This window comes from Actinomadura sp. NPDC048021 (assembly GCF_040653135.1).
GTDB lineage: Bacteria > Actinomycetota > Actinomycetes > Streptosporangiales > Streptosporangiaceae > Spirillospora > Spirillospora verrucosospora.
In genome coordinates, this window is sequence record NZ_JBEZJQ010000009.1 from 266,411 (window position 1) to 290,155 (window position 23,745).

A 23,745-nucleotide genomic window follows, 5' to 3' on the forward strand; every position below is an offset into this window, starting at 1 on the left:
TCCCAGCCGGACTGGGGGAAGGTCCGCCTCGCGGGGGGACCCCGTCCCAGCGGACGGGAGCAGTGAGCGCGGCTCCCGCGATTCCGCGGCGGCCGGATCCCGTCCGCCGGCGTTCCGATGCGGGTTCGCCGGCCCGGCGGCCGGGGGTCTGGGGAGACCCCCGGCCGCCGGAACACGGCACGCGTCCCCTCCTCGCCACGAGCGTCCACGCCCGAGGCCCCGCCGGCCGGACCGGAGGCCCTCGGATCACCGGTAGCGTCGGAGGATGCGGCTTCACGTGGGGTGCGCGATGTGGGCTCACACGCGGTGGCAGGGGCGGTTCGTCCCGCCGTCGCTGCCTCCGGGCGAGCGGCTGCGAGCCTATGCGAGCTGGTGCAACGCGGTGGAAGGCAACACCACCTTCTACGCGACGCCGGCGCGGAGCACCGTGGAGTCGTGGGCGGAGCAGACCGGGCCCGGCTTCCGGTTCGTGACCAAACTCCCGAAGACGATCACACACGAGCGGCGGCTCGCCGGGGGCGGGGAGGAACTGCGGGCGTTCCTGCACGCCATCGAGCCGCTCGGGTCGCGGGCGCACGCGCTGTGGGTGCAGCTCCCCGGCTCCTTCGGCCCGGGTGACCTCGGAACGCTGGCGGCGTTCCTGCGCGGGCTGCCCGCTGCGCACAGGTACGCCGTCGAGGTGCGTCACCGCGCGTTCTTCGAGGACGCGGGAGCCGTGCGCGACCTTGAGCGCGTCCTGTCCCGCGCCGAGGCCGAGTGGGTCCCGTTCGACACGACCGCGTTCTTCCAGAGCCGTCCGACCAGCGACGCCGAACGCGACGCCTGGACGAAGAAGCCGCGGGTGCCGCGCAGGGCGGAGGCGCTCACGGACCGTCCCATCGTCCGCTACCTGGGACGGGACGACACCGAGCGCACCGTCGAGGGCTGGCGGTTCTGGGTCGGCCGCGTCGCGGAGTGGCTTGCCGAGGGACGCTCGCCGACCGTGTTCGTCCACACGCCCGACAACGCCGACGCGCCCGCGCTCGCCCGCCGCTTCCACGACGAGGTGAGGGCCCGCGTGCCCGGTTTGGAGCCGCTGCCCGAGCCCGTCCCGGCGGAGCCGCCGACGCTGTTCTGACCGGTCAGCCGGGCTCCAGCATCGCCCGGGTCGCCTCCTCGACGATGTCGCGCATGGCGCGTTCGGCGGCCTCGGCGTCGCCGGCCTGCACCGCCTGCGCCACCTCGGCGTGCCAGCGGATCGCGGCCGGCTCGGGGTGCGCGGGCATCAGGTCGTGGTGGGTGCGGCCGGCCAGGACCGCGGCGACCACCCCGCTCAGCGCGCCCATCATCTCGTTGCCGGACGCCTCCAGGAGCGTCCGGTGGAAGCGGATGTCCGCGGCCAGGTAGGCCTCCAGGTCGCCGGACCTGCCGTGCACCGCCATCTCCATGACCGCGCCGGTCAGCGCGCCGCACTGCGCCGGCGTCGCGTTCCGCGCGGCGAGCGCGGCGGCCACCGGCTCCAGCCCGCGGCGCAGCTCGCCGAGCGAGCGCAGCTGCTCGTCCCGGCCGTCGCCGTCGAGCCGCCAGCCGATGATCTGCGGATCGAACAGGTTCCAGCCCGAGCGGTCGGCGACCGTGACGCCGACCCTCCGGCGGCTCCTGACCATGCCCATGGACTCCAGGACGCGGATCGCCTCCCGGATCACCGACCGGGAGACGGCGAACCGCGCCTCCAGCTGCTCGATCCGCAGCACCTCGCCCGCGGGCAGCGCGCCGGACGTGATCAGCATGCCGAGCCGGTCGAGCACGCTGCCGTGCAGGCCCGTCGACGGGGTCTCCACCATGCCGCTAATCATCACATGAAGCCGGACAACCTCTGACAAAGATATGATTTTACGGAGCTATCCCTTGTTAACGGCAGGTTATAGCCGCCACACTCGGGCGAGCACCCTCGTTCACTCCGGCTCCCAGGAGGATGACGCATGCACCCGATCGTGCTGGCCGCGGCGCCGGCGGCGTCGAGCGGGAGGCTCGTGCCGGCCGCGCTCGCCGGCATCGCCCTGATCGTCGTACTGATCACTTATCTCAAGGTGCACCCGTTCCTGAGCCTGACGCTCGGCTCGCTCCTGGTCGGGATCGTCGCGGGGCTTCCGGTGGCCGACACCATCGACGCCTTCACCAAGGGGTTCGGCGACACCGCCGCCGGGGTCGGCGCGCTGATCGCCTTCGGCGCAATGTTCGGCAAGCTGCTCGCGGACTCCGGCGGCGCCGACCAGATCGTCGACACGATCATCGGCCGCACCGGGCGCCGGTTCCTGCCCTGGGCCATGGCCCTCGTGGGAGCGCTGATCGGGCTGCCGATGTTCTTCGAGATCGGGCTCGTCCTGCTGGTACCGGTCATCCTGCTGGTGGCGCGGCGCGCCCAGATGTCCGTCATCGCGGTGGGGATCCCCGCGCTGGCGGGACTGTCGGCGATGCACGGGCTGGTCCCGCCGCACCCGGGGCCCCTCGTCGCGATCGACTCCCTCAAGGCCGACCTCGGTCTCACGCTCGCCCTCGGCATCGCCGTCGCGCTCCCCACCATCGCGCTGTCCGGCCCGGTGTTCGCCCGGTTCGCCTCCCGCTGGGTGGACGTCCCCGCGCCGGAGCTCTACGTCACGGCCGCGGACGGGCGGGACGCCGACGACCACGCCGCCGTGGACGCCGAGCGGCGCCGTCGCCCGTCCTTCCCCGTCACCCTGTTCACCGTGCTGCTCCCGGTCGTGCTGATGCTGGGCAAGGCCGTCGCCGACATCACCCTGGACGAGGGCGACCGGGTGCGCACCGTCCTGGACAACCTCGGCACCCCGCTGGTCGCGCTGATCATCGCGGTCGTCGTCGCCATGTTCACCTTCGGCCGCGGCTCCGGCATGGACCGGGAGGGGATCGCCTCCTCGCTGGCCGGCTCCCTGCCGCCCATCGCCGGCCCGCTGCTGATCGTGGCCGCCGGCGGCGGCTTCAAGCAGACGCTCGTCGACACCGGCATCGGCGACCTCGTCGCCGACTGGGTCAAGGACAGCGACCTCTCGGTGCTGTTCCTGGCGTGGCTGGTCGCCGTCCTCATCCGGCTCGCCACCGGCTCGGCGACCGTGGCCACGGTCACCGCGGCCGGGATCCTCGCACCGCTGGCCACCACGCTCGACAGCGGCGAGACATCGCTGCTCGTCCTCGCGATCGGGGCCGGCTCGCTGTTCTTCTCCCACGTCAACGACGCGGGCTTCTGGCTGGTGAAGGAGTATTTCGGGCTCAGCGTCGGGCAGAACATCAGGACGTGGTCGCTGATGGAGACCGTGATCTCGGTGTGCGGCCTCGTGTTCGTCCTCCTGCTGAACCTGGTGGTGTAGCCATGACCTATCCCGACGCCCGCTATCTCGGGGACGGCGGCGAGAGCAGCGGGACGCTGCGCCCCGCCGGGGCGGCGCCCGACCTGCTCATCGGCGCCGTCGACGGCGACGGCGTCCACCGCGGGACGCGCGTCCACTACCTGGGCACCGGCGGCTCCACGAACGGCGCGTTCGGCCTCTACCGCTGGGAGATGGGGCCGAAGCCCTCCGGCCCGATGCCGCACTTCCATCGGACGATCACAGAGTCGTTCTACATCCTGTCCGGAACGGTCCGGCTGCACGACGGGACGGGCTGGAAGGACACCTCGGCCGGCGACTTCCTCTTCGTCCCCGAGGGCGGCGTGCACGGGTTCCGCAACGAGTCGGGCGAGCTGGCGGCGATGCTCCTGCTCTTCACCCCGGGCGCTCCGCGCGAGGCCTACTTCGAGGAGCTCGCCGAGATCGCCGCGACCGGCCGGCGGCTCAGCGACGAGGAGTGGACGGACCTGTACCGGCGCCACGACCAGTACATGGTGTGACGCCGGGCGGCTACCCGCCGATGAAGCCCTTGGACTTCAGCCACGTCTCGGCGACCTTCGCGGGCTGCTCGCCCTTGATGTCGACCTCGCCGTTGAGTTCCTGCAGGACCGCGTCGGTGAGCGCGGCCGCGATCGGGTTCACGATCTTCTCGATGGCGGGATCGTCCCGGTGGACCGTCTCCCGGACGGTCAGGGCGGGGTTGTAGACGGGAAAGAACTTCTTGTCGTCCGGAACCGGGGTCAGGCCGAGCGCCTTGATCCGCCCATCGGTCGTGGCGACCTCCCCGAAGGCGCACGGCTTGCCCTTCCCGACGGCGTCGTAGATGGCGCCCTCGGCCAGCGTCGCCACGTCCGCCTTCGGCAGGCTGAACCCGTACGCCTTCTGCAAACCGGGCCACCCGTCACTGCGTCCCGCGAACTCGCTCGCCACGCACGTGGACGCCTTCGACGGGTCGCTCTTCGCCAGCCGCGCGTAGCCCGACAGGTCCGCGATCCCGAGCCGGCGCATCGTCGCCGTCTTCACCGCGAGGGCATAGGTGTTGTTGGCGGGCGCCGCGGCCAGCCACTTCACCTTGTTCTTCGCGAGGTCCTGCTCCGCGACGGCCGCGTACTGCCGGGCCGGGTCGCCGATCGGCTCCGTCTGCTTGAGGTAGTTGACCCAGGCGGTGCCCGTGTACTCCCAGTACATGTCGATGCTGCCGGACGTCAGCGCGGCCCGCGTGGTGTTGCTGCCCTGGAGCCCGCACTTCTCCTTCACGGTCGCGCCCGCCGAGCGCAGCGCGAGGGCGGTGACCTGGCAGAGCACGAGTTGCTCGGTGAACTCCTTCGACCCGACCGTGAGGGTGACGCCCTTCAGCGAGTTGCCCTCGGCCAGGCTCCCGGCCTTGGCGTCGGTTCCGGTGGAGCTGAAGCAGCCGGCGGTCAGGGCGACGGCGGCGAGGGACGCGGCGGCGGCGAGCTTGCGCATGGTGACTTCTCCTCGGGTTTCAGAGGCCGCGGGGGCGCAGGACGAACTCGACGATGCCGATCAGCCAGTCGGCCGCCATCGCGAGCACGGCGGTCAGGACGCTTCCGGTGAGCAGGATCGGGGTCCGGTTGAGGGAGATGCCGGTGTTGATGAGGTCGCCGAGCCCGCCGGCGTTGGTGAACGCGGCCAGCGTCGCGCTGCCCACGTTGAGGATCACCGCGACCCGGACGCTGGCGAGGATCACCGGGACGGCGAGCGGCAGCTCGACGCGGAACAGGACCGCCGCCCGGGACAGGCCGATGCCGCGCCCCGCCTCGATGAGCGACCGGTCCACGCCTTGCAGCCCCACCATCGTGTTGCGCAGCACCGGCAGGGCCGACACCAGGATGAGCGCGATCACCGCCTTCTGGAAGCCGATGCCGACCGTGACGGCGAGCAGGACGAGCACGCCGATCGACGGGACGGCCTGCCCCACGTTGGCGAGCGCGAGGAACGGCGCCGAGAACCGGCTCAGCCGCGCCCGCGTCAGCAGCACGCCGAGCGGGACCGCGATCGCGAGGACCAGCGTCGTGGACACCGCGACCAGCCTGACGTGCTGGAGGAACTGGTGGGTGATCTCGGACCGGTCGAGGGACCTGCGCTCGATCGCGTCGAGGTCGAGGCCGCGCACGTAGAGGTAGAGCGCCGCCGACACCGCGACGAGGAACACGGGGGTGGCGAGGAGCCCGGCGAGGGAGCGCCCGGCGGCCTCGTCGCCAGGCCTCGTCCGCTCCGGCACCGCCGTGACGGTCACGGCCTCGGCTCCGAGTTCTGCCGGACGATCGCCGACCACGAGACGGCGCCCGCGGCGCGCCCGTCCTCGTCCAGGACGGTGGCGGTCTCCGTCCCGGCGCGGAGCATCGCGTCGAGGGCCTCGTACAGGGACTGGTCCGCGCGGACGGTCGCGGCCGGGGCGCCTTCCCCGGCGGGCAGCAACCCGATCGAGCCGACCTCGACCAGCCGCAGCCGCCGCATCGCCGCGCCCGCCCCGACGAACTCCGCGACGAACCCGTCGGCCGGCTCGGCGAGGATCGCCGCGGGCGTGTCGTACTGCACGAGCCTCGCCCCCTGCCCGAGGATCGCGATCCGGTCGCCGAGCTTCAGCGCCTCGGTGAGATCGTGGGTGACCAGCACGATCGTCTTGCCGATCCGGGCCTGGAGCTCCAGGAACGCGTCCTGCAGCCGCTCCCGCGTGATGGGGTCGAGTGCGCCGAACGGCTCGTCCATCAGCATCGCGGGCGGGTCGGCGGCGAGGGCGCGGGCCACCCCGACGCGCTGCTGCTGCCCGCCCGACAGCTCCTTCGGATACCGGCCGCGGTACGTGCCGGGATCGAGCCCCACCATGTCGAGCAGCTCGTCGACGCGCGCGCGGACGCGCCCGCCGTCCCAGCCGAGCGTCCGCGGGATGAGCCCGACGTTCGCGGCGATCGTCATGTGCGGGAACAGCCCGACCTGCTGGATCACGTAGCCGATGCGGCGGCGCAGCCGGTCGGGATCGGCGCGGGTGACGTCCTCCCCGTCGAGCAGGATGCGGCCCGAGGTCGGTTCGATCAGCCGGTTGATCAGACGAAGCGTGGTCGTCTTGCCGCAGCCCGACGGGCCCAGCAGCACGACGATCTCCCCGTCCCGGACGCTGAGCGTGAGGTCGCCGACGGCCGGGGCGTCCTGCCCCGGATACCGCTTGGTGACGCCCTCAAGCCGGATCATCTCCCGCCCGGCTGGGGCGGGCCGCGCGGTCTCGGTCGCGGCGGGTTCGGTCATCGCAGCCCCCTGGAGGTGGTGAGCCGGGACAGCAGGACGAACAGCGCGTCCAGGACGAGCGCCAGGACGGCGACGCCGAGCGTTCCGGCGAGGGTGTCGTTCAGCGCGTTGGCGCCGCCGATGCGCGACAGCCCCCCGAAGATCAGCTCGCCCAGCCCAGGACCGGCCACGGCGGCGGCGATCGCCGCGATCGCCACCGTCATGATCGTGGCGACCCGGACGCCGGTGAGCACGACCGGCCAGGCCAGCGGCAGCCTGACCCTCAGCATCCGGCTCAGCGGGCTCATCCCCATCCCCCGCGCCGCCTCCTCTACCGCGCCAGGCACACCGTCCAGGCCGGTGATGGTGTTGCGCAGGATCGGGAACACCGCGTACAGCGCCAGCGCGGTGATCGTCGGGGCCAGCCCCAGCCCGAACACCGGGATGAGCAGCCCGAACAGCGCGAGCGACGGGACGGTCAGCATGGTGCCGGTGACGCCGAGGGCCAGTCCCCGCGCCCTCGGCCGCCCCTCGACCACGACACCGAGCCCGATCCCGACCACGGCCGCGATCGCGACGGCGATCAGGACGACCTCGGCGTGCTCGCCCATCATCCGGGCGATCTCGGGCCAGCGTTCGGACAGGTACTCGGAGAAGCTCATCGCCGCCTCCCGTCACCGCGCGCGGCGGCGGGAGCCCGGGCAAGGACGGTGGGGTTCGCGTCTCCCATACCTCAGAGGCTGCCTACGGATGATCAGTCTGGCAATAACGGATCGGTGAGACCGAACGCTCGAACACGTCCCCACCGCCGCACCAGGGGCCCGCGAAGGCCCCCCACCACGCCCCCTCACGGCACGCACCGCACGCGTCGACACCAGCCCCGAACGGGCAGGCCCCCACCCCACAACACCCCCCACCAGCAACAAGCGAACAACAACTGGGCAAGCCCCACAAACCGTCCGACACCGACCCCAAGACCAGCCCCGAACGGGCAGGCACCCCACCCCACAACACCCCCCACCAGCAACAAGCGATCAACAACTGGGCAAGCGCCACGAACCGTCCGACACTGGTCACGCCGAAAGGAGCCCCGAGGTGCCCTACGCCTACGATCCAGACCTCCTCCCGTGGATGGAGCGAGTCCCGCGCCTCTCGATCGCCGACATCGAGCAGACCCGCCGGGACGAGAAAGACATGTTCGCCGGTACGCCGGAATACACCCCTCCCGCACCGGTCGAGACCCGCGACCTCACCATTCCCGGCCCGCCCAACGCACCGGCCGTCCCGCTTCGCATCTATGCGCCGGCGAACCGGGCGGGAGTCCTCCCTGGGCTCGTCTACCTCCACCCGGGCGGATTCGTCCTGGGCAGCATCGACCTGTCCTCTGACGACGCGACCGCTTTCGCGATGGAGGTCGACGCCGTGGTGGTGTCCGTCGAGTACCGCCTCGCTCCCGAGCACCCCTTCCCGGCCGGGCTCGAAGACTGCTACGCCGCTCTCACCTGGACGGCGGCGAACGCCGCCGACCTCGGGATCGACCCGGCGCGGCTGGCCATAGGCGGCGAGAGCGCGGGCGGCGGACTGTCCGCGGCCGTCGCCCTCCTCGCCCGCGACCGGGGCGGCCCGCCGCTGCGCTTCCAGTTCCTCGGCGTCCCGGAGCTGGACGACCGGCTCGACACCCCGTCCATGCGCGCCTTCACCGACACACCGATCTGGCACCGCTCCAACGCCGAGCTGAGCTGGGACTACTACCTGGGCAAGGGCGTCCGCGGCACCGACGGCGTCTCCCCGTACGCGGCCCCCGCCCGCGCCGAGGACCTTTCCGGCCTACCACCCGCCTACGTCACGACGTGCGAGTTCGACCCGCTACGCGACGAGGGCCTGGCCTACGCGCAGAGGCTGATCCAGGCGGGCGTCCCGACCGAACTGCACCACTACCCCGGCACCTTCCACGGCTCCACCATGATCACAGAAGCCCCCGTGACCCAACGCATGATCGCCGACCGCACCACCGCCCTCCACCGCGCCCTCCACCCCATCCCGTGAACCCAGCAGGCCCCCAAACCGCATCCCACAAATCACCGCCTCTTGGCTGGCCTGGCCTGGCCTGGCCTGGGTTGGGTTGGCTTGGGTTGGGTTGGCTTGGGTTGGGCTGGTGGGGGTGGCTTTGGGGATGGGGCGCGCCTTGTTGGCTTTTTCGGGGTGTCGGGGGCGGGGGCTAGCCTCTGGGGATGGCATCGCGCTTCTATCACCTGGTCGTCGACTCTCGGGAGCCTTCCGTACTCGCCGAGTTCTGGGCGGCCGTCCTCGATCAGCCGGTGCTCTACCGCTCGGAGGACGAGGTCATCGTCGGCGCGGACCCCCACACCTATCCCGGGCTGTGCTTCCTCCGGGTCGACGGCACGAAGGCTGTGAAGAACCGGTTGCACATAGACCTCGACCCGGACGACCAGGAGGCCGAAGTCCAGCGCATCCTCGCCCTCGGTGCTCGCCGCGTCGACATCGGCCAGTCCGCCGACGTGTCGTGGGTCGTGCTCGCGGATCCCGAAGGGAACGAGTTCTGTGTGTTGCGGCCTCACGCCTCCCTCATCGAATAGCGGTCCCGCGACCATGCCGCCTGGAGAAGAAGGAATCGGCGATGGACGACTCTGATGCCCTGCTCAGGATTCGAGAGATCTGCATGTCGTTGCCAGAGGTGACGGAGAAGCCTTTCGGCGGTCATACAGCGCCCTCCTTCCGTGTGCGCGACAAGCTGTTCGCGATGACCTCCGAGGACGGCCTGTCTCTGACGTTCAAGGCCGGACCCGGTGTGCAGGAAGCTCTGGTCGCGGAGGCGCCCGAGCGTTTCTTCGTCCCGAAGTACGTGGGCGCCAAGGGCTGGGTCGGCGCGCGGCTCGACGCCGACCACGACTGGGATGAGATGGCCGAGCTGATCGAGGACAGTTACCGGCTCATCGCCCCCAAACGGCTGGTCGATCTCCTCGACCGCGGGTAGCCGGCCCTTGGCGTTCAGCGTGGTCGGCGTTCCAGACGTGCGAGGCGTGCGGCTATGTGGTCCATCGTGGCGTTGTCGGGTTGCCAGCCGCGCTGGAGCAGCGCCGTCAGGAGAGCGCCCAGGTAAGGGGCGGGACGAGTCAAGAAGTTCTTGGTGACGGGGATGACGTCCCAGCCCATCTCCTTGTCGAGCCAGCTTCGGCGCTGTGCGTCGTGGCTTCTGGCCTCTCGGCCGGTGTGGTGGCGTTCGCCGTCGTATTCGAGGCCGACGCGGAACTCGCGGTAGCCGAGGTCGATATAGAACCAGTTGCCTTTCGCGCTTCGCACGGGGATCTGCGTCTCAGGGCGCGGGAAGCCGGTGTCCGCGACGGCGACGCGGATCCAGCTCTCGCCGGGGGAGGCCGCGCCGCGGTCGGCGAGCCTGAGGATCTGGCGCAGCCGTTGGTTCCCGCGGTATCCCCGCAGCGTGCGGGCCATCGCGGCGAGTTCCTCCACGGCCACGTCTCGGCGCAGGAACTGGTCCAGCGCCGCGACCGCCTCGTAGCGGGGAAGCCAGCGGGCGCAGTCGAGGGCGGTGCGGGTCGGGCAGGTGAGGCGTACATCGGATTCCTTCACTATGTGTTCGGGCGGGAGGTCGACGCTGTCGGCGGTGATCGGGACCGGGGCCGGTGGGGCCTCAGGGGGTCGGGGAGTGACGAGTTCGACGTCCCAGTCGAGCTCGCTCACTCCCGGAGGTAAGACGTCCAGGCCCCAGATCCATGCGGCGGTGCGCCGCGCGATGACGGCTTCCGGGGGAAGGATGCTGCTCAACGCCGCGGCGCGCGCGGCGAGGCCGGTCCCTTTGACGGGGACGAAGTAGGCGTCCGGCCCGATGGGGATGATCGAGTCGGCGGCCGTCCGCTTCCAGGTGAGGGTGAATCCGTCCATGGGATTGAGGATGCCTTGTCCGGCGGTGCCGGGCAGGGGGTGGCGAGAATGTGGATAACTTTGAGTTATCCGAGGTCAGTGCGCTAGTCGCGAGTTCGGCCTTGTGGCGGCTCTGCGCCTGGGACGGGCGTCGCGGAGACCACTCTCGTCGCCCATGCGGCCATGCGGTCGATCAACTCAGGGGCGGCGGCCACCTCGGCGTGGCCGAAGGACGGTTCTATCCACAGTTCCTTCGGGTCGGACGCCGCCTCGTAGAGCTGATGGCCGTGTTCGACGGGGAAGAACGCGTCCGCTGCCCCGTGGACGACCAGCAGCGGCACCGGCGCGATCCGTCCGGCGACCTCGTGCGGCGCCTCCGGAACGGGATCCCAGCCCTTGGGCGCGATGCGCGTGCCGCGCGCCAGGCGGACGGCCATCCGCCCCGCGCGCCGTTCGATCACCCAGTGCACGCGCCGCATCGGCACCGTTCCGCGGTAGTACCAGCGTGCCGGCGCGCTGACCGAGATCACGGCGTCCACGCCGCCGTGCAGCGCCGCGTGCCTGACGACGATGGCACCGCCCATGGAGAAGCCCGCCAGGACGATCCGCCCGTATCCCCGTCGCCTGGCCGCCGCGACCGCCGCGTCGATGTCGAGCACCTCGCGGTCTCCGACCGTGGAGTGGCCGCCGGACCGTCCGTGTCCGCGGAAGTCGAGCCCGATCACGCCGCCGTGCCGGCCGAGGGCCGCCGCGATCCGGCGCAGCGCGGGCCGGCGCCACGAGCAGGTGAAGCCGTGCGCCAGGACGAAGCAGACCTCCCCGTCGGAAGGCGTGTGACCTGCGTCGATTCGGACACCGTCGGCGGTGTAGAGGGTGAGCGGTTCGGGAGTCGCCACACTTCCATGGTCGCTCATCGGCCGCGATGGTCGAAGAACCACCCGCCTCGACACGTCGGCGAGCGGCCCGTCACGGTTGTGGATGGGAAGAAGTGGCCGTCGCACGTCCGCTGCTATGGCGCGACGACGCCGGATACGTCTCCGTCTCAGGCTGTGGGGACCGGCGCCATGCGCACGAACGAACAAGGAATCCGCCATTACCAGGGCCAGCGATTACTTCCCGCACCAAGAACAATTCCCTTCCTCCCCTCCTCACGGTCACAAGGAAGCCGCGCAGGTCAACACCATCGATACCGGCACCCGAGCCTCCGCGACCCCATGGCCGCCCATAGGGAAATGACGGATTAAGTATCTGTCCGCCAGAGTGGGCTGAAAGGACACGGTGCTGGGTACAAATCAATCGTGTCTGGTGGGCTGGTTGGTCGACGGGCTTTGGCGTCGGATTGGCTGCTATGGACAGCGAAGATCGCACGCTTCGGGTGAGGGCGCGCCGTACGCGGCGAGCCGGCGAGCGCGGCGCGACGACGCGGGCGCCGGACGTTCCCGAAGCCTCCGCGACGGCCTCGGAGTACAGGCGCGCGGCCGAGGAGTACGCGCAGCAGGCGATGGTCTCCTCGGCGCGAGCCCACGACCGCGCCGCGTCGCTTCTGGAGGACATGGCCACCGTCCACCCCGAAGAGGCCGAACTGCACCTCCAGTCGGCCGCCCGCCACCGCCGATGGGCCGACAACGACAGAAGGCTGGCCCAGGAACACTCCCCCCACGGCGCACTCGGCGGCGCCTGACGGCAGATCCTCACGACGGCACGACGCCGGCGGCCAGGGTCCAGCACCCCTGAACCGCGGGCAGCGGGACGTCCTGCTGCTGCCCGCGTCGGGCGACCTGTCCCCGGCCGAGATCGACGCGGCCCTCGGCATCGCCACCGGCACCGTCCATTCCCGGCTCAGCCGCGCCCGCGCCAGGGATGCGCGAGGCGCCCGGCGGGACCGACCCCCTCGACATGGGAAAGGCCCGGCGTCTCCCGCGATGCCGGGCCTTTTCGGCTCGCCGGGTGTCCGCCTTGTGGCCGCCGGGGCGGGGCGCTTAGGTAGGGAGAGGTCAGGTAAGGATCTGGTTATCTCACTGGGAGGTCCTGTGCGGGTCGGGGTGCTGCTCAACGAGCGGGGCGGGGTCGAGGCGCTGGGGAAGCTGGCGGACGACGTGCGGCGCGCGGCGGACGACGGGTTCTCCTCGGCGTGGATGTCGCAGATCTTCGGGGTGGACGCGCTGACCGCGCTGGCGGTGGCGGGCAGCGGGGTGTCCGGGATCGAGCTGGGGACGGCGGTGGTGCCGACGTATCCGCGGCATCCGGCCGTGCTGGCGCAGCAGGCGAGGACGACCGCGCTGGCGCTGCGGGGACGGTTCACTCTCGGCGTCGGCCTGTCGCACAAGATCGTCATCGAGGACATGTACGGGTACGACTTCGGCAGGCCGCTGCGGCACATGGACGAGTACCTGTCGGTGCTGGCGCCGCTGCTCGAAGGGGAGAACGCCTCCTTCGACGGCGAGACGCTGCGGGGCAACATCGGGTTGAACGTGCCGAACGAGGGGCGGGTGCCGCTGCTGCTCGCGGCGCTCGGCCCGAAGATGCTGAAGCTGGCGGCGGAGCGGGCGGACGGGACGGTGCTGTGGATGACCGGCCCCGTCACCGTCCGCGAGCACATCGCGCCGACCATCACGGCGGCGGCCGAGGCGGCCGGACGGGACGCGCCGCGCGTCGTGTGCGTCCTGCCCGTGTGCGTCACCGGTGACGTGGAGCGCGCGCGGGAGCAGGCCGGGGAGACGTTCGAGGTGTACGGGGTGCTGCCGTCCTACCGGGCGATGATGGACCGGGAGGGCGTGGAGGGCCCGAAGGACCTGGCGGTCGTCGGGGACGAGGACGCGGTCGCGGCGAAGCTGGAGGAGCTGTCGGAGGCGGGCGTCACCGACTTCGTCGCCGCCGAGTACATGCCGGGCGACCGGCGCACCCGGGAGTTCCTGAAGACGGTCACGGCGAAATGAGTTCGTAGAGGTTGCCGCTGGCGTCGGAGAAGTAGAGGCCGCGGCCGCCGAGCGGGTGGTCCTCGTCCACGCGGCCGTCGTCGGCGTGGGCGGGGTCGTCGCCGTAGGGGATCTCGCGGGCTTCGAGGCGGTCCACGGCCGCGTCGAACGTGACCGCGTCCACGTCGAAGGCCAGGTGGTGGCCCTGCGGGTAGGCGACGGTCATGAAGTCGAGGGTGAGGCCCTCGTTCACGCGGATCGGGACGAAGTGCCGCGCGTGCGGGTGGGGGCCGGTGTACTCCAGGCCCAGGACGGCGGCGAAGAAGCGGGCCGCCTCGTCGTTGTCGGCGGCCGTCACGATCGCGTGGTTCAGGCTGATCGTCATGCGGTGGTTCCTTCCTTGAGAGCGCCGTGCAGGAAGACGTCCAGGTACTCCTCGACGGAGAGGGGCTGCGCGTCGGGGCCGGCGGCGGGCCGGGCCCGGCTGAACACGAAGCCCAGGAACAGGCCCGCGATCTGGTCGACGGGCAGGCGCAGCCGGTCCCGTTCGGGTTCGAAGAGCTCGGCGAGCGCCTCGCGGGTGCGGGTCATGGCGGCCGCGCGGTCGGGGCCGGGCTCGCCGGCGCCGGGCTCGGGGCGCGCGCGCCGGCCGGAGGCGTGCAGCGCGCCGATCACCAGGCCCATGCGGGCGAGGTAGGCGTCGATCGCGGCGGCGGCCTCGGCGAGCCGCGCGGGCAGCGGCTGGTCGAGCGGGATCGCACCGATCTCGGCGAGGACGTGGTCGGTCCGCAGCGCTTCGGCGACGCAGGCGTCCAGCAGTTCGTCCTTGTCGGCGAAGACGCGGAAGATCGTCGCCTCGCCGATGCCGGCGGCGCGGGCGATCTGCGCCGTGGTGACGGCCGTGCCGCGCTCGGCGACGAGCGGCAACGCCGTCCGGATGATCATTTCGCGCCGCTGCTCCGGGCTCATCCCGGGAGCGCGGCGCCGGCTCTTCTCCTCCATGCCCGCGACAGTACGGAGTGAGCACTCACTCCGTCAAGAGCGAAGTGAGTACTCACTCCGAACAACCCGACAGATCAGGATTCGGTGGCTGATACCGTTGCGATGCTGCGCGCCAGGAGCGAAGTCCGGTGGAAAATCCGGCGCTGTCCCGCAACTGTGGTGCCCCTCTCGAAGTGGCCGAGCCAGGTCGCCTCCTCGCGCGCCGACGATTGTCGACCTCGTGGAAGGGCGATCCGTCATGACGGGCCGCGGCTTCCCTGCACCACCCAGGAGGCACCTGTGAGACCCGTACGCACCTTGGGCGCGGTGATGGCGATCGGCGTCGTCACGCTCGCCGCCGCATGCGGCGGCGACGACGGCAAGTCCGGCGGTGCGCCGGACGGAAAGGCCGTCACCGTCCAGGCCGCCAACGGGGCCGTGTCCGTCCCGGCCAAGCCGAAGCGCATCGTCTCCCTCTCCCCCACGCACACCGAGACGCTCTTCGCCATCGGCGCCGGGCCGCAGGTGGTCGCGGTGGACGACTACTCCAACTATCCGGCCGGCACCCCGCGGACGAAGCTGTCGGGCTTCAAGCCGAACGCCGAGGCGATCATCGCCCACAAGCCGGACCTCGTCGTGCTGTCCGACGACATGGACGGCATCGTCAAGGCGCTGGAGAAGGTGAAGGTCCCGGTCCTGCTGGAGCCGGCGGCGAAGAACCTGGACGAGGCCTACGACGAGATCGGCGACCTCGGGCAGGCCACCGGGCACGAGGCCGAGGCCAAGAAGGTCACCGACGGCATGCGCGCGGACATCCAGAAGACGGTGGCCGCGTCGTCCAAGGCCAAGGGCCTCACGTACTACCACGAGCTCGACAACCAGCTCCACTCGGTGACGTCGAAGACCTTCGTGGGCCAGGTGTACGGGATGTTCGGCCTGCAGAACATCGCCGACAAGGCGGACAAGGCCTCCGGCGACTACCCGCAGCTGTCCCGCGAGTACCTGCTCAAGCAGGACCCCGACCTGATCTTCCTGGCCGACACCAAGTGCTGCGGGCAGAACGCCGCCGCGCTCACCAAGCGCCCGGGCTGGTCGGACCTGGACGCGGTCGGGCACGGCGGCGTGGTGGAGCTCGACGACGACATCGCCTCCCGCTGGGGGCCGCGCCTGGCGGAGTTCGTCAAGGCGATCGGCGACGCGGTCCAGAAGGTTCAGTGACCGCTGCCGCCGAGGACGCCCGCCCGTGAGCAGGCGTCGACCGCACACCGGGGACGTCCCGGCCGACGCCGACGACGCGGCCGGGACGTCTTCGGACGTCCGCGCGGGTCCCGAGGACGTCTCCGATCGGGAGCGGGCGCCCGAGGTCTCCGACGGCCGCGGCGACGCGCCGCCCGAGACGGAAGAGCGCTCCGGCGGCCTCGCGGGTCCGGGCCCTGGCGGCTCGTCGTCCGGCCCGCGGAGCCAGGCCAGGCTGCGGCCGCTGCCGTTGGCGGCGGCGCTCGGGCTGCTGCTCGCGACGCTGCTGGCCGGGGTGCTGGTGGGGTCGGCCGGGCTGCCCGTGGGCGGGGTCCTGAAGGCGCTGGCCGACCGGATCCCGTTCGTGCACGCCGACAGCGGGTTCGGCGTCATCGACGAGAACGTGCTGTTCCAGCTGCGCGTGCCGAGGGCGCTGATGGCGGCGCTGGTCGGCGGGATGCTCGCCGTCGCGGGCGCCGGGTACCAGGGAGTGTTCCGCAACCCGCTCGCCGACCCGTACCTGCTGGGCGCGGCGGCGGGCGCGGGGGTCGGGGCGACGCTGGTCATCGCGCTGGTGCCGGGCGACCCCGGATACGCGGTCCCGCTCGCGGCGTTCGTCGGCGCGATCGGCGGGGTGGCCCTCGCCTACCTGCTGGGCAGCGCCGCGACGGGGCGCGGGAACGGGACGGCGACGCTGGTGCTGGCCGGCGTCGCGGTGTCGTCCTTTCTCGCCGCGGTGCAGACGCTGATCCAGCAGATGAGGGCGGAGGAGCTCCAGCGGATCTACTCGTGGATCCTCGGCGGGGTCGGGTCGGCCGACTGGCATCAGCTGGCGCTCGTCTTCCCGTACGCGCTGGTCTCCACCGCGGTGCTGCTCGCCCACGGCCGGCTCCTGGACGTGCTCAGCGTCGGCGACGAGGAGGCGGCCTCGCTCGGCCTGTCGGCGGCGCGGGTCCGGCTGACGGTGGTGGCGGCGGCGTCGCTGGCGACGGCGTCGGCGGTCGCGGTGAGCGGGCTGATCGCGTTCGTCGGCATCGTCGTCCCGCACGTGGTGCGGCGGCTGGCGGGCGGGTCGTACCGGATCGTGCTGCCGCTGTCGCTGCTGGGCGGCGCGGCGTTCCTGGAGGTGGCCGACCTCGTGGCGCGGACGGTGATCAGGCCCGGGGAGCTGCCGCTGGGCGTGGTGACGGCGTTCGTCGGCGGGCCGTTCTTCGTCGTGGTGCTCCGCGCGTCCCGGCGGCAGGTGGAGACGTGACCGTCGCGGTGCGCGGCCTGGACGTCGCGCTCGGCGGGCGGCCGGTGCTGAAGGGTGTGTCGCTGGAGGCGCCGGCGGGGTCGTGGACGGCGGTCATCGGGCCGAACGGCGCGGGGAAGTCGACGCTGCTGCGCGCCGTCCTCGGCCTGGTCCCGTCCCATGGCGAGATCACCCTCGCGGGCGCGGACCTGCAGGCGCTCAAGCCGAGGCGGCGCGCCCGGCTCGTCGCCTACGCCCCGCAGAGCCCGAACCTTCCGGTGGGCATGACGGTGTTCGACTACACCCTGCTGGGGCGCTCCCCCTACGTCCCGCATCTGGGCCGGGAGAGCGCCCGCGACCGGGCCGTCACCGCGGAGGTCCTCGACCGGCTGGACCTCACCTCCTTCGCGGCCCGCCCCCTGGACCACCTGTCCGGCGGGGAGCGGCAGCGCGTGGTGCTGGCCCGCGCCCTCGCGCAGCAGACCTCGGTGCTGCTGCTGGACGAGCCGACGACCGCGCTCGACATCGGCCACCAGCAGCAGGTGATGGAGCTGATCGACCGGCTGCGGCTGTCGGACGGGCTGACGGTGGTGACCACGATCCACGACCTGACGCTCGCCGGGCAGTACGCCGACGGGCTCGTCCTCCTCTCCGGCGGGCGGGTGGCCGCGTCGGGCCCGCCGGACCTGGTCCTCACCCGCGACGCCGTCGAGGAGCACTTCGGCGCCCGCGTGAGCGTCGCCCCCGGGCCGGGCGGCCGGCCGATCCTGTCGCTGGAGCGTCCGTGAACCTCGAGACGGTGTGGCGGACGGAGGACGGCGAACGGCTGGCCTCGACGGTGTGGCGGGCCGGCCGCGGCCATCGGATGATCTCCTCGGCGATGCTGAGCGGCGGCATCGGCCCGGCCCGCTGGGTGCTGAACGCCCAGGTGCCGGGCGCCTACGCGCGCACCGACCCGGTCGCGCACCTCGCCGAGCTCGCGGCGGCGGCCGGGCTGGAGGGCCCCGGCGTCGGGATGCTCACGGCGGCCCCGGTCGCGCGCACGGTGCGGCGGGACGGCGAGGGCGTACGCGTGTCGGCGACGGTGGGGCTGCGCGTCCCGACCTGGGCGGCCGCCCCCGCCGGGACGCCCGATCCCGAGCTGGCCCCGCTGGAGGGGGACGGGACGCCCGCCTGGAAACCGGGGACGATCAACATCGTGGTCGCCGTCCCCGTCGGGATGAGCGACGCGGCGCTGGTGAACGCGGTCGTCACCGCGACCGAGGCCAAGACGCAGGCGCTGCTCGAAGCGGGCTTCCCGTGCACGGGCACGGCGTCCGACGCGATCTGCGTCGCGGCCGCGACCGGCGGAACGCCGGAGGTCTTCGCCGGGCCCCGCTCCACCTGGGGCGCGAGGATCGCGCGGACGGTGCACGCCGCCGTCCGCGCCGGGGCCGTGGACTACGCGGCCCGGCTGGAGGCACGCGGCTAGCACCGGCCGCCGTACCACCCCGGTGCGGTACGGCGGCCGGTCTCAGGGCCAGTGCAGTGTGGGGTTCGGGCCTCACCTCCTCCCTGTGCGACGCGCGGCCGGCATGACGGTCAGCCGGCGTGGGGAAGGCGATGCCCGTTGTGCCCGGCGTGGCCGTGGCGGCGCAGCGGGTCGGTGGCGAGCGGGTCGCCGCCGTCCAGCAGGGACCCGTTCATCGGCGGCAGGGAGTGCACCCCGGTCGGCGGCTCCCGGTCGACGGCCGGCCGCGGCCCGGCGGGGCCCGGGTCCGCGCGCCCCTCCGACAGCGCGGTGAGCGCGTCGACGCGGCGGCGCGCGCGGTCGGCCTCGGCGCGGGCGGCGTCCCGCTCGGCGGTCAGCGCCCGCACCGCGGCGCGCAGCTCGTCGGCGGCGCGGGCGAGCTGCCAGTTGTGCCGCTCCAGCTCGCGGGCCCGTGCCTGGACCTGGTCGAGGTCGGCCACGGCCTGCCCCCGCTTGGCCTCGGCGTCGCGGACGGCCGAACGCAGGTCCTCGGCGGCGCGGGTGGCGGCGGTGGCCTCGACGCGCTGCCCCTCGACAAGGGTCTCGGCCTCCGACAGCCGCCCGTGCAGGGCGACGAGTTCGGCCCGGGCGCTCTCCAGCGAGGCGAGCAGCTCGCCCTCCCGGGCGGCCACCCGGTCGCGTTCGCGCTCGGCTGCGAGGCGGGCGGCGCCCGCGCCGTCGGCGTCGTCCCGGGCCTCCTGGCGCTCCCGCCGCGCGGCGTCCCGTTCGGCGGCGAGCCGCTCGGCCTCGGCACGGGCGGACGCCGCCTCCTGCTCGGCGGCCTCGGCGCGGGCGCGGGCGGTGGCGGTCTCGCGCCACGCCACCTCGGCCTGCCGCTGCGACGCGTCGCGCTCCCGCTGCGCGATCGCCACGAGCCCGGCGGCCTCGGCGCGCGCCTCGGCGATCCGCCGCTCGACGCCGGCGACGCTCAGCTCGGAGATCAGCGATCCGGCGAGCCGGTCGGCGAGGCCCTCCAGCCGGTCGACCATCTCCCACGTCCAGGCGACCTGGCCGGTGAGGCCGGGCGCCTCCAGGCCCCGCTCCCGGCTCTCGCGCGCGGCCCGCTCGCACGCGCCGTCGCCTTCCTGGCAGTAGCGGACGGTGCGGGCGCCGCGCGCCGGCTGCGGCACGGGCCGTCCGCAGCCGGCGCACGGCCAGACCGCGACCGGGTCACCGAGGCGTGCGATCCCGGCACGGTCGTCTTCGGGGCCCGGCGTCTCCTGCGCGCCGGCCGGCAGGGCGTCCGGCATCCCCCCGGAGGCCCCGCGCGGGGCCGCGGGGTCGTCGCCTCCGGCATAGGCGGCGGGGTCGGTGATGACGGGAAGGTCGGTCTGCGTCGGGGCGGCGGGGGTCGGGGCGACGTTGTCGAACGGGGCGACCTTCTGGTCTTCCATGTGCCGTTGTACGCAGGGGAGGCCGCAGGCGTTCGACGTTCGCGGAGACGAGTCGCGGCCGGCCGCCCCGGCGGCGTCAGTCCGCGTGTTCGCGCAGGTAGGCCTCCCGCACGCGGCGGCGGCTGAGCTTGCCGGACGGCGTGCGCGGCAGCGATTCGCGGAACTCCAGGCGCCGGGGGTGCTTCAGCCGGGCCAGCCGGGGCTCGCAGTGCGCGAGCAGCTCCGCGGCGAGCGCCTCCCCCGGGTCGGCGTCCTCCGCGGGCTCGACGAGCGCGACGACGCGCTGCCCCCAGTCGTCGTCCGGGACGCCGATGACGGCGACGTCGGCGACCGCCGGGTGCTGGAGCAGGACGGACTCGACCTCGGCGGGATAGACGTTGACGCCGCCGGAGATGATGAGGTCGGTGCGGCGGTCGCTCATGAAGAGCCAGCCGTCCTCGTCGAGGTGGCCGAGGTCGCCGGGGGTGTAGTAGTCGTCCCGCATGGCGGCGGCGGTCTTGGCCGGGTCACCGTGGTACTCGAATCCGGGCTGCCCCGCCGCGTAGATGAGGCCGGTCTCCCCCGGCGGCAGCTCGGCCCCCTCCGGGTCGAGGATCCTGATCCGCACGCCGTCGACCGCGCGGCCGACGGTCCCGGGACGGGCGAGCCACTCGTGCGGGGTCGCGACGACGACCGGGCCGCTCTCGGTGGAGCCGTAGTACTCGTAGAGGACGGGCCCCCACCACTCCATCATCTTCTGCTTGGTCTCCACGGGGACGGGTGCGGCGCTGTGGTACACCTGCCGCAGCGTCGACACGTCGTACCGGGCGCGGACGCCGTCCGGCAGGGCCAGCATCCGGTGGAACATCGTCGGCACCATGAACGTGTTGGTGACGCCGTGCCGCTGGATGAGTTCCAGGGTGTGCTCGGGGTGGAACCGCGGGGCGACGACGACGGCGTGGCCGAGGTTCAGCGCCATCATCGCGTGGACGCACGGCGCGGAGTGGTAGAGCGGTCCGACGGCGAGGTGCACCTCGTCGCCGGGCTCCAGCCCGAGGTGCCGCCCCAGCGTCCGCCGCATGATGTCGATCAGCACCTCGGGCGGGATGTCGAGCAGCGGGCGCCGGACGCCCTTCGGCCGCCCCGTCGTCCCGGAGGTGTAGAGCATCACCGAGCCCATGCGCCGTCCGGCGGGCGGCTCCGCGCTGCCCGTCGCGCAGAGCGCGGCCATCGACCGGTGCCCGTCGCCGGCGTCGACGCTCACCCGTCCCTCGGCGGGGACGCCCGCCTCGTCGGCCGCGCCGGACACCGCCTCGGCCAGGGCGCTCTCGGTGATGACGGCCCTGGCGCCGCTGTCGGCGAGGATGTAGCCGATCTCGGGCGCGGTCAGGTGGCGGCTCACCGGGACCAGGTACAGGCCCGACTGGACCGCGGCGAGCAGGACGGTCAGGAATTCGGGACGGTTGCCGAGGACGGTCGCCAGCGTGTCGCCGGGACGCAGCCCGATCCCGGCCAGTGCTTTGGAGAGCCGGTTCACCTCGGCGTGCAGCTCGCCGTAGGACATCGGCACGCCGGGCGCGAGCACGGCGGGCCGGTCCGGGTCGTCGCGCGCGATCTCGTAGAAGCCGACACCCTCGACGCCCATACGGGCCTCCTCCGTGCGGGGCCTGAACCGAATCCTGTTCGACCATCTGAACGGGGAGGCGCCGGGAGAGTCAAGGCCGGCCCCGCAGGACCCGTCCGCGGACGGTGAAGATCGTCCGATGCAGGACAGGTTTTTTCCATGACCTTGCTCGTTCCGGCAATTACCATTGGGCGTCAGACCGAAGGACGACACATCGTGCTTTCCGCGGCCACGGAGCCGGAATGAGTGAGTCGGGCAACGGTGACTCTGACGCGCCGCTCGACCGGCTCGTGCGCGCGGCGGTTCCCGGGCTGATCGTCGGCGTCGTCTCCGGGCTGATCGCCAACCAGGTGCTGAAGCTGGTCGACGCGGTCGCCTGGCTGCAGACCGTCCTGCCGCTGGCCGTCATCGCCCTGGTGATCGTGGCGGTGTCGGCGGCGCTGCTGCGCTCCGAGCGGGCGGGCGCCGCGCTGAAGCGGCTCTCCCGGATCGTGCCCTGGAACGCCGGTGCGGTGGCGTGGGCGTGCGCGGGCGCGGCGGCGATGGCGGCGGTCCTGCTCGCCCAGGCGGGCGTGGCCTCGCTGGTGGAGCACACCCGGCCGTGCGGGCAGCCGCTGGAGCTGCGCGTGGTCACCGCCCCGGAGACGCTCGCCCCCCTGCGCGACGCGGCGAGGGGCTTCGAGGAGGACAGCGAGGAGCGGGGCTGCCGGGAGTACAGCGTCAGCGTCGCACCGGAGCCGGAGTTCGTGCAGCTCTCCGAGGCGTTCGGGCGGCTGTGGCGGCGCAGCGAGCCTCCCGGCGGCGAGGCGGCGCCGGCGCCGCAGGACGAGCGGCTGTACGGGCCGCAGCCCGACGTCTGGATCCCGTCGTCCACGGCCGAGTTCGACTACGTGGAGAAGAGCCCCGACCAGGTCCGAAGGGCGACGGGCGCCGGGTCCCCGAGCCCGGGCCCGCCCGCCAAGGCCGATCCGGTGTTCACCACGCGCGGCTCGCTGGGGTCGTCGCCACTGGTGCTCGCCCTGTTCGGCGGCGACCACGCCCAGGTGGAGGATCTGGCCATCAAGCCTCCGGAGCGGTCCACCGCCGCCCTGCTCCAGCGCTTCGCCAAGGCGGGAGTGGAGCTGCGCGAGATCGCCCGTCCCGTCCCGGAGACGTCGGCCGCCGCGCTGGCGGTGACGCCCGTCCTCTACGACACGCTTCCGGGCGGCGACCAGCAGAACGAGGAGTTCGTCGAGCCCACCGACCTGGTCGCGCCGGACGCGGTGACCCTGCTCTGCAAGGCCCGCCAGCGCGCCCACCCGCCGGACCGCGTCGCCTTCGCCGTTCCCGAGCAGGTCGTCAGCGACTACGACGCGGGGCGCCTCAAGAAGCAGTGCGGCGCCGCGGACGCGCCGGGCGCCGGAGCCGAGTGGACGCTGTACCCCTACTACGCCGAGGACCTGCCGTCGCTCGACCACCCGTTCATCCAGGTGACGTGGCGCGGACAGGACACGCGGGAGCGCGACGCGGCGGTCACCGCGTTCCGCCGGTGGCTGGCCCGCCATCCGCTCACCCGGCAGGGCCTCCGGGACGACAAGGGCGCCATGCCGTCCGCGCACGAGGGCGACTCCGCCCGCCAGGACCTGACGGCCCTGTGGACCCTGCTCGGCCCGAACGTCATCCCGAGCCGGATGGAGCCGAAGCCGCCGGTCCCGGCGGGCGACGACCGCGGCGGGAGGTACGTGGCCGAACGCCTCCAGCGCGTCGCCGCGGCCCGTCCCCCGGCCTCCGTCTCCCTCATGCTAGACGTGTCGGGGTCGATGGACCGCCCGGCGCAGGGCCGCGACACCCGCCTGACGCGCAGTGTCTCCTTCCTGCAGAGCCTGGTGGCCCAGCTGCAGAGCCGCGACGGCGCGGGGCTCCAGGTGGCCTCCCGGAAGAAGCCGCCCGACAGCCCCTACACCTTGGAGAACGTGCGGCTCGCGGGGACGAGCCCCGTCCAGAAGAACCGCATCACGAGCCATCTCCAGGCCGTCGCGACCGCAGGAGGCGACGTCGCGCTCACCGACATGATCGGCGACGCCGACGTGGAGCCGGGCTCGAACCTGGTCGTCGTCACCGACGGGCAGTCCCCCGGGACGAACGGCCGCGGGCCGTCCGCCCGCGAGGCGGCCGCGAAGTTCCGCGAGCGGCACCGGGACGTGCGGGTGACCGTGGTCCTCACCGGCCCGACGGGCTGCGGCGCCTCCCCCGTCAAGGAGATCGTGGACGCGTTCGGCCCGTCCGGCGGCAGGGGCTGCGTGTCGCTGACGGGCGCGCCGGAACCGCAGCAGGCCGCCCAGCTCCTCTCCGACCTGCGATGAACGG

The 23,745-nt window shown here is 72.9% G+C and carries 24 protein-coding genes; 13 read left to right on the forward strand and 11 right to left on the reverse strand.

What is annotated here, in order from left to right:
* Positions 1-265 precede the first annotated feature (265 nt).
* Positions 266-1,117, forward strand: coding sequence for a DUF72 domain-containing protein (locus AB0C87_RS17605; protein ID WP_353833622.1), 852 nt, complete (start codon positions 266-268; stop codon positions 1,115-1,117).
* A gap of 4 nt (positions 1,118-1,121) precedes the next feature.
* Here AB0C87_RS17605 and AB0C87_RS17610 read toward each other — a convergent pair whose 3' ends face one another.
* The gene (locus tag AB0C87_RS17610; protein WP_345171956.1) at positions 1,122-1,823 is read right to left on the reverse strand and encodes an FCD domain-containing protein; all 702 of its coding nucleotides are present in this window, start codon (positions 1,821-1,823) and stop codon (positions 1,122-1,124) included.
* Between the two features lie 138 nt (positions 1,824-1,961).
* On the opposite strand from AB0C87_RS17610, the gene AB0C87_RS17615 reads away from it, so the two are divergent.
* Positions 1,962-3,362, forward strand: coding sequence for a gluconate:H+ symporter (locus tag AB0C87_RS17615; RefSeq protein WP_345171954.1), 1,401 nt, complete (start codon positions 1,962-1,964; stop codon positions 3,360-3,362).
* Between the two features lie 2 nt (positions 3,363-3,364).
* Complete coding sequence (locus AB0C87_RS17620; RefSeq protein ID WP_360578461.1) at positions 3,365-3,880, forward strand: cupin domain-containing protein; 516 nt, start codon at positions 3,365-3,367, stop codon at positions 3,878-3,880.
* A gap of 10 nt (positions 3,881-3,890) precedes the next feature.
* Here the strand turns inward: AB0C87_RS17620 and AB0C87_RS17625 are convergent, their stop codons facing one another.
* The 4 genes from AB0C87_RS17625 to AB0C87_RS17640 are packed head-to-tail and all read right to left on the reverse strand — an operon-like array spanning position 3,891 to position 7,288.
* Positions 3,891-4,847, reverse strand: coding sequence for a glycine betaine ABC transporter substrate-binding protein (locus AB0C87_RS17625; RefSeq protein ID WP_360578463.1), 957 nt, complete (start codon positions 4,845-4,847; stop codon positions 3,891-3,893).
* Positions 4,848-4,866: 19 nt separating this feature from the next.
* A complete protein-coding gene (locus tag AB0C87_RS17630) occupies positions 4,867-5,640 on the reverse strand; it encodes an ABC transporter permease (protein WP_360578465.1) in 774 nt (257 codons plus the stop codon).
* Entirely contained in the window at positions 5,637-6,647 is a 1,011-nt protein-coding gene (locus AB0C87_RS17635) for an ABC transporter ATP-binding protein (RefSeq protein WP_345171946.1), read from the reverse strand. The genes AB0C87_RS17630 and AB0C87_RS17635 overlap by 4 nt, the downstream gene beginning before the upstream one ends.
* Complete coding sequence (locus AB0C87_RS17640; RefSeq protein WP_345171944.1) at positions 6,644-7,288, reverse strand: ABC transporter permease; 645 nt, start codon at positions 7,286-7,288, stop codon at positions 6,644-6,646. The genes AB0C87_RS17635 and AB0C87_RS17640 overlap by 4 nt, the downstream gene beginning before the upstream one ends.
* Before the next feature lie 433 nt (positions 7,289-7,721).
* Here AB0C87_RS17640 and AB0C87_RS17645 point away from each other — a divergent pair, with 433 nt between their 5' ends.
* The 3 genes from AB0C87_RS17645 (at position 7,722) to AB0C87_RS17655 (ending at position 9,621) form a co-directional block, all read left to right on the forward strand.
* Positions 7,722-8,672 carry an alpha/beta hydrolase gene (locus AB0C87_RS17645; protein WP_360578467.1) on the forward strand — a complete coding sequence of 317 codons (951 nt, stop codon included), beginning with the start codon at positions 7,722-7,724 and terminating at the stop codon, positions 8,670-8,672.
* Between the two features lie 185 nt (positions 8,673-8,857).
* Positions 8,858-9,223 carry a VOC family protein gene (locus AB0C87_RS17650; RefSeq protein ID WP_345171940.1) on the forward strand — a complete coding sequence of 122 codons (366 nt, stop codon included), beginning with the start codon at positions 8,858-8,860 and terminating at the stop codon, positions 9,221-9,223.
* A 41-nt stretch (positions 9,224-9,264) separates the two neighbouring features.
* Positions 9,265-9,621: an MmcQ/YjbR family DNA-binding protein gene (locus AB0C87_RS17655; protein WP_360361233.1), complete on the forward strand. Its 357-nt coding sequence runs from the start codon at positions 9,265-9,267 to the stop codon at positions 9,619-9,621.
* Positions 9,622-9,635: 14 nt separating this feature from the next.
* On the opposite strand, the gene AB0C87_RS17660 is transcribed toward AB0C87_RS17655, so the two are convergent.
* Positions 9,636-10,547 carry a hypothetical protein gene (locus AB0C87_RS17660; protein WP_360578469.1) on the reverse strand — a complete coding sequence of 304 codons (912 nt, stop codon included), beginning with the start codon at positions 10,545-10,547 and terminating at the stop codon, positions 9,636-9,638.
* 83 nt (positions 10,548-10,630) lie between these two features.
* A complete protein-coding gene (locus AB0C87_RS17665; RefSeq protein WP_345171933.1) occupies positions 10,631-11,422 on the reverse strand; it encodes an alpha/beta fold hydrolase in 792 nt (263 codons plus the stop codon).
* A gap of 452 nt (positions 11,423-11,874) precedes the next feature.
* On the opposite strand from AB0C87_RS17665, the gene AB0C87_RS17670 reads away from it, so the two are divergent.
* On the forward strand, positions 11,875-12,207 hold the full coding sequence (locus AB0C87_RS17670; protein WP_345171931.1) for a hypothetical protein: 333 nt from the start codon (positions 11,875-11,877) through the stop codon (positions 12,205-12,207).
* A 349-nt stretch (positions 12,208-12,556) separates the two neighbouring features.
* Entirely contained in the window at positions 12,557-13,462 is a 906-nt protein-coding gene (locus tag AB0C87_RS17675) for an LLM class F420-dependent oxidoreductase (RefSeq protein WP_345171927.1), read from the forward strand.
* Here AB0C87_RS17675 and AB0C87_RS17680 read toward each other — a convergent pair.
* Together AB0C87_RS17680 and AB0C87_RS17685 are read right to left on the reverse strand one after the other, a co-directional pair.
* Positions 13,449-13,826, reverse strand: a complete 378-nt coding sequence (locus tag AB0C87_RS17680; protein ID WP_360578471.1) for a VOC family protein — start codon at positions 13,824-13,826, stop codon at positions 13,449-13,451. The two genes, AB0C87_RS17675 and AB0C87_RS17680, sit on opposite strands and share 14 nt — an antisense overlap.
* Positions 13,823-14,443, reverse strand: a complete 621-nt coding sequence (locus AB0C87_RS17685) for a helix-turn-helix domain-containing protein (RefSeq protein WP_345171923.1) — start codon at positions 14,441-14,443, stop codon at positions 13,823-13,825. Before AB0C87_RS17685 ends, AB0C87_RS17680 begins: the two co-directional genes overlap by 4 nt.
* A gap of 279 nt (positions 14,444-14,722) precedes the next feature.
* Here AB0C87_RS17685 and AB0C87_RS17690 point away from each other — a divergent pair, with 279 nt between their 5' ends.
* The 4 genes from AB0C87_RS17690 (at position 14,723) to AB0C87_RS17705 (ending at position 18,363) form a co-directional block, all read left to right on the forward strand.
* Positions 14,723-15,640: an ABC transporter substrate-binding protein gene (locus tag AB0C87_RS17690; RefSeq protein WP_345171921.1), complete on the forward strand. Its 918-nt coding sequence runs from the start codon at positions 14,723-14,725 to the stop codon at positions 15,638-15,640.
* Positions 15,641-15,893: 253 nt separating this feature from the next.
* A complete protein-coding gene (locus tag AB0C87_RS17695; protein WP_345172502.1) occupies positions 15,894-16,913 on the forward strand; it encodes an iron ABC transporter permease in 1,020 nt (339 codons plus the stop codon).
* On the forward strand, positions 16,910-17,680 hold the full coding sequence (locus AB0C87_RS17700) for an ABC transporter ATP-binding protein (RefSeq protein WP_345171918.1): 771 nt from the start codon (positions 16,910-16,912) through the stop codon (positions 17,678-17,680). The genes AB0C87_RS17695 and AB0C87_RS17700 overlap by 4 nt, the downstream gene beginning before the upstream one ends.
* Complete coding sequence (locus AB0C87_RS17705) at positions 17,677-18,363, forward strand: adenosylcobinamide amidohydrolase (protein WP_360578474.1); 687 nt, start codon at positions 17,677-17,679, stop codon at positions 18,361-18,363. The genes AB0C87_RS17700 and AB0C87_RS17705 overlap by 4 nt, the downstream gene beginning before the upstream one ends.
* A 110-nt stretch (positions 18,364-18,473) precedes the next feature.
* Here AB0C87_RS17705 and AB0C87_RS17710 read toward each other — a convergent pair whose 3' ends face one another.
* Positions 18,474-19,796: a chromosome segregation ATPase gene (locus AB0C87_RS17710; RefSeq protein WP_360578476.1), complete on the reverse strand. Its 1,323-nt coding sequence runs from the start codon at positions 19,794-19,796 to the stop codon at positions 18,474-18,476.
* Positions 19,797-19,872: 76 nt separating this feature from the next.
* On the reverse strand, positions 19,873-21,420 hold the full coding sequence (locus tag AB0C87_RS17715) for an AMP-binding protein (protein ID WP_360578478.1): 1,548 nt from the start codon (positions 21,418-21,420) through the stop codon (positions 19,873-19,875).
* A gap of 221 nt (positions 21,421-21,641) precedes the next feature.
* Here AB0C87_RS17715 and AB0C87_RS17720 point away from each other — a divergent pair, with 221 nt between their 5' ends.
* A complete protein-coding gene (locus AB0C87_RS17720) occupies positions 21,642-23,741 on the forward strand; it encodes a hypothetical protein (RefSeq protein ID WP_345171910.1) in 2,100 nt (699 codons plus the stop codon).
* Positions 23,742-23,745: the final 4 nt, after the last annotated feature.

Excerpts from the sequence above, each read along its gene's own strand:
- AB0C87_RS17605 (WP_353833622.1), top strand. The coding sequence starts at position 266 with ATGCGGCTTCACGTGGGGTGCGCGATGTGGGCTCACACGCGGTGGCAG.
- AB0C87_RS17610 (WP_345171956.1), bottom strand. The coding sequence starts at position 1,823 with ATGGTGGAGACCCCGTCGACGGGCCTGCACGGCAGCGTGCTCGACCGG.
- AB0C87_RS17615 (WP_345171954.1), top strand. The coding sequence starts at position 1,962 with ATGCACCCGATCGTGCTGGCCGCGGCGCCGGCGGCGTCGAGCGGGAGG.
- AB0C87_RS17620 (WP_360578461.1), top strand. The coding sequence starts at position 3,365 with ATGACCTATCCCGACGCCCGCTATCTCGGGGACGGCGGCGAGAGCAGC.
- AB0C87_RS17625 (WP_360578463.1), bottom strand. The coding sequence starts at position 4,847 with ATGCGCAAGCTCGCCGCCGCCGCGTCCCTCGCCGCCGTCGCCCTGACC.
- AB0C87_RS17635 (WP_345171946.1), bottom strand. The coding sequence starts at position 6,647 with ATGACCGAACCCGCCGCGACCGAGACCGCGCGGCCCGCCCCAGCCGGG.
- AB0C87_RS17640 (WP_345171944.1), bottom strand. The coding sequence starts at position 7,288 with ATGAGCTTCTCCGAGTACCTGTCCGAACGCTGGCCCGAGATCGCCCGG.
- AB0C87_RS17650 (WP_345171940.1), top strand. The coding sequence starts at position 8,858 with ATGGCATCGCGCTTCTATCACCTGGTCGTCGACTCTCGGGAGCCTTCC.
- AB0C87_RS17655 (WP_360361233.1), top strand. The coding sequence starts at position 9,265 with ATGGACGACTCTGATGCCCTGCTCAGGATTCGAGAGATCTGCATGTCG.
- AB0C87_RS17660 (WP_360578469.1), bottom strand. The coding sequence starts at position 10,547 with ATGGACGGATTCACCCTCACCTGGAAGCGGACGGCCGCCGACTCGATC.
- AB0C87_RS17670 (WP_345171931.1), top strand. The coding sequence starts at position 11,875 with ATGGACAGCGAAGATCGCACGCTTCGGGTGAGGGCGCGCCGTACGCGG.
- AB0C87_RS17680 (WP_360578471.1), bottom strand. The coding sequence starts at position 13,826 with ATGACGATCAGCCTGAACCACGCGATCGTGACGGCCGCCGACAACGAC.
- AB0C87_RS17685 (WP_345171923.1), bottom strand. The coding sequence starts at position 14,443 with ATGGAGGAGAAGAGCCGGCGCCGCGCTCCCGGGATGAGCCCGGAGCAG.
- AB0C87_RS17710 (WP_360578476.1), bottom strand. The coding sequence starts at position 19,796 with ATGGAAGACCAGAAGGTCGCCCCGTTCGACAACGTCGCCCCGACCCCC.
- AB0C87_RS17715 (WP_360578478.1), bottom strand. The coding sequence starts at position 21,420 with ATGGGCGTCGAGGGTGTCGGCTTCTACGAGATCGCGCGCGACGACCCG.
- AB0C87_RS17720 (WP_345171910.1), top strand. The coding sequence starts at position 21,642 with ATGAGTGAGTCGGGCAACGGTGACTCTGACGCGCCGCTCGACCGGCTC.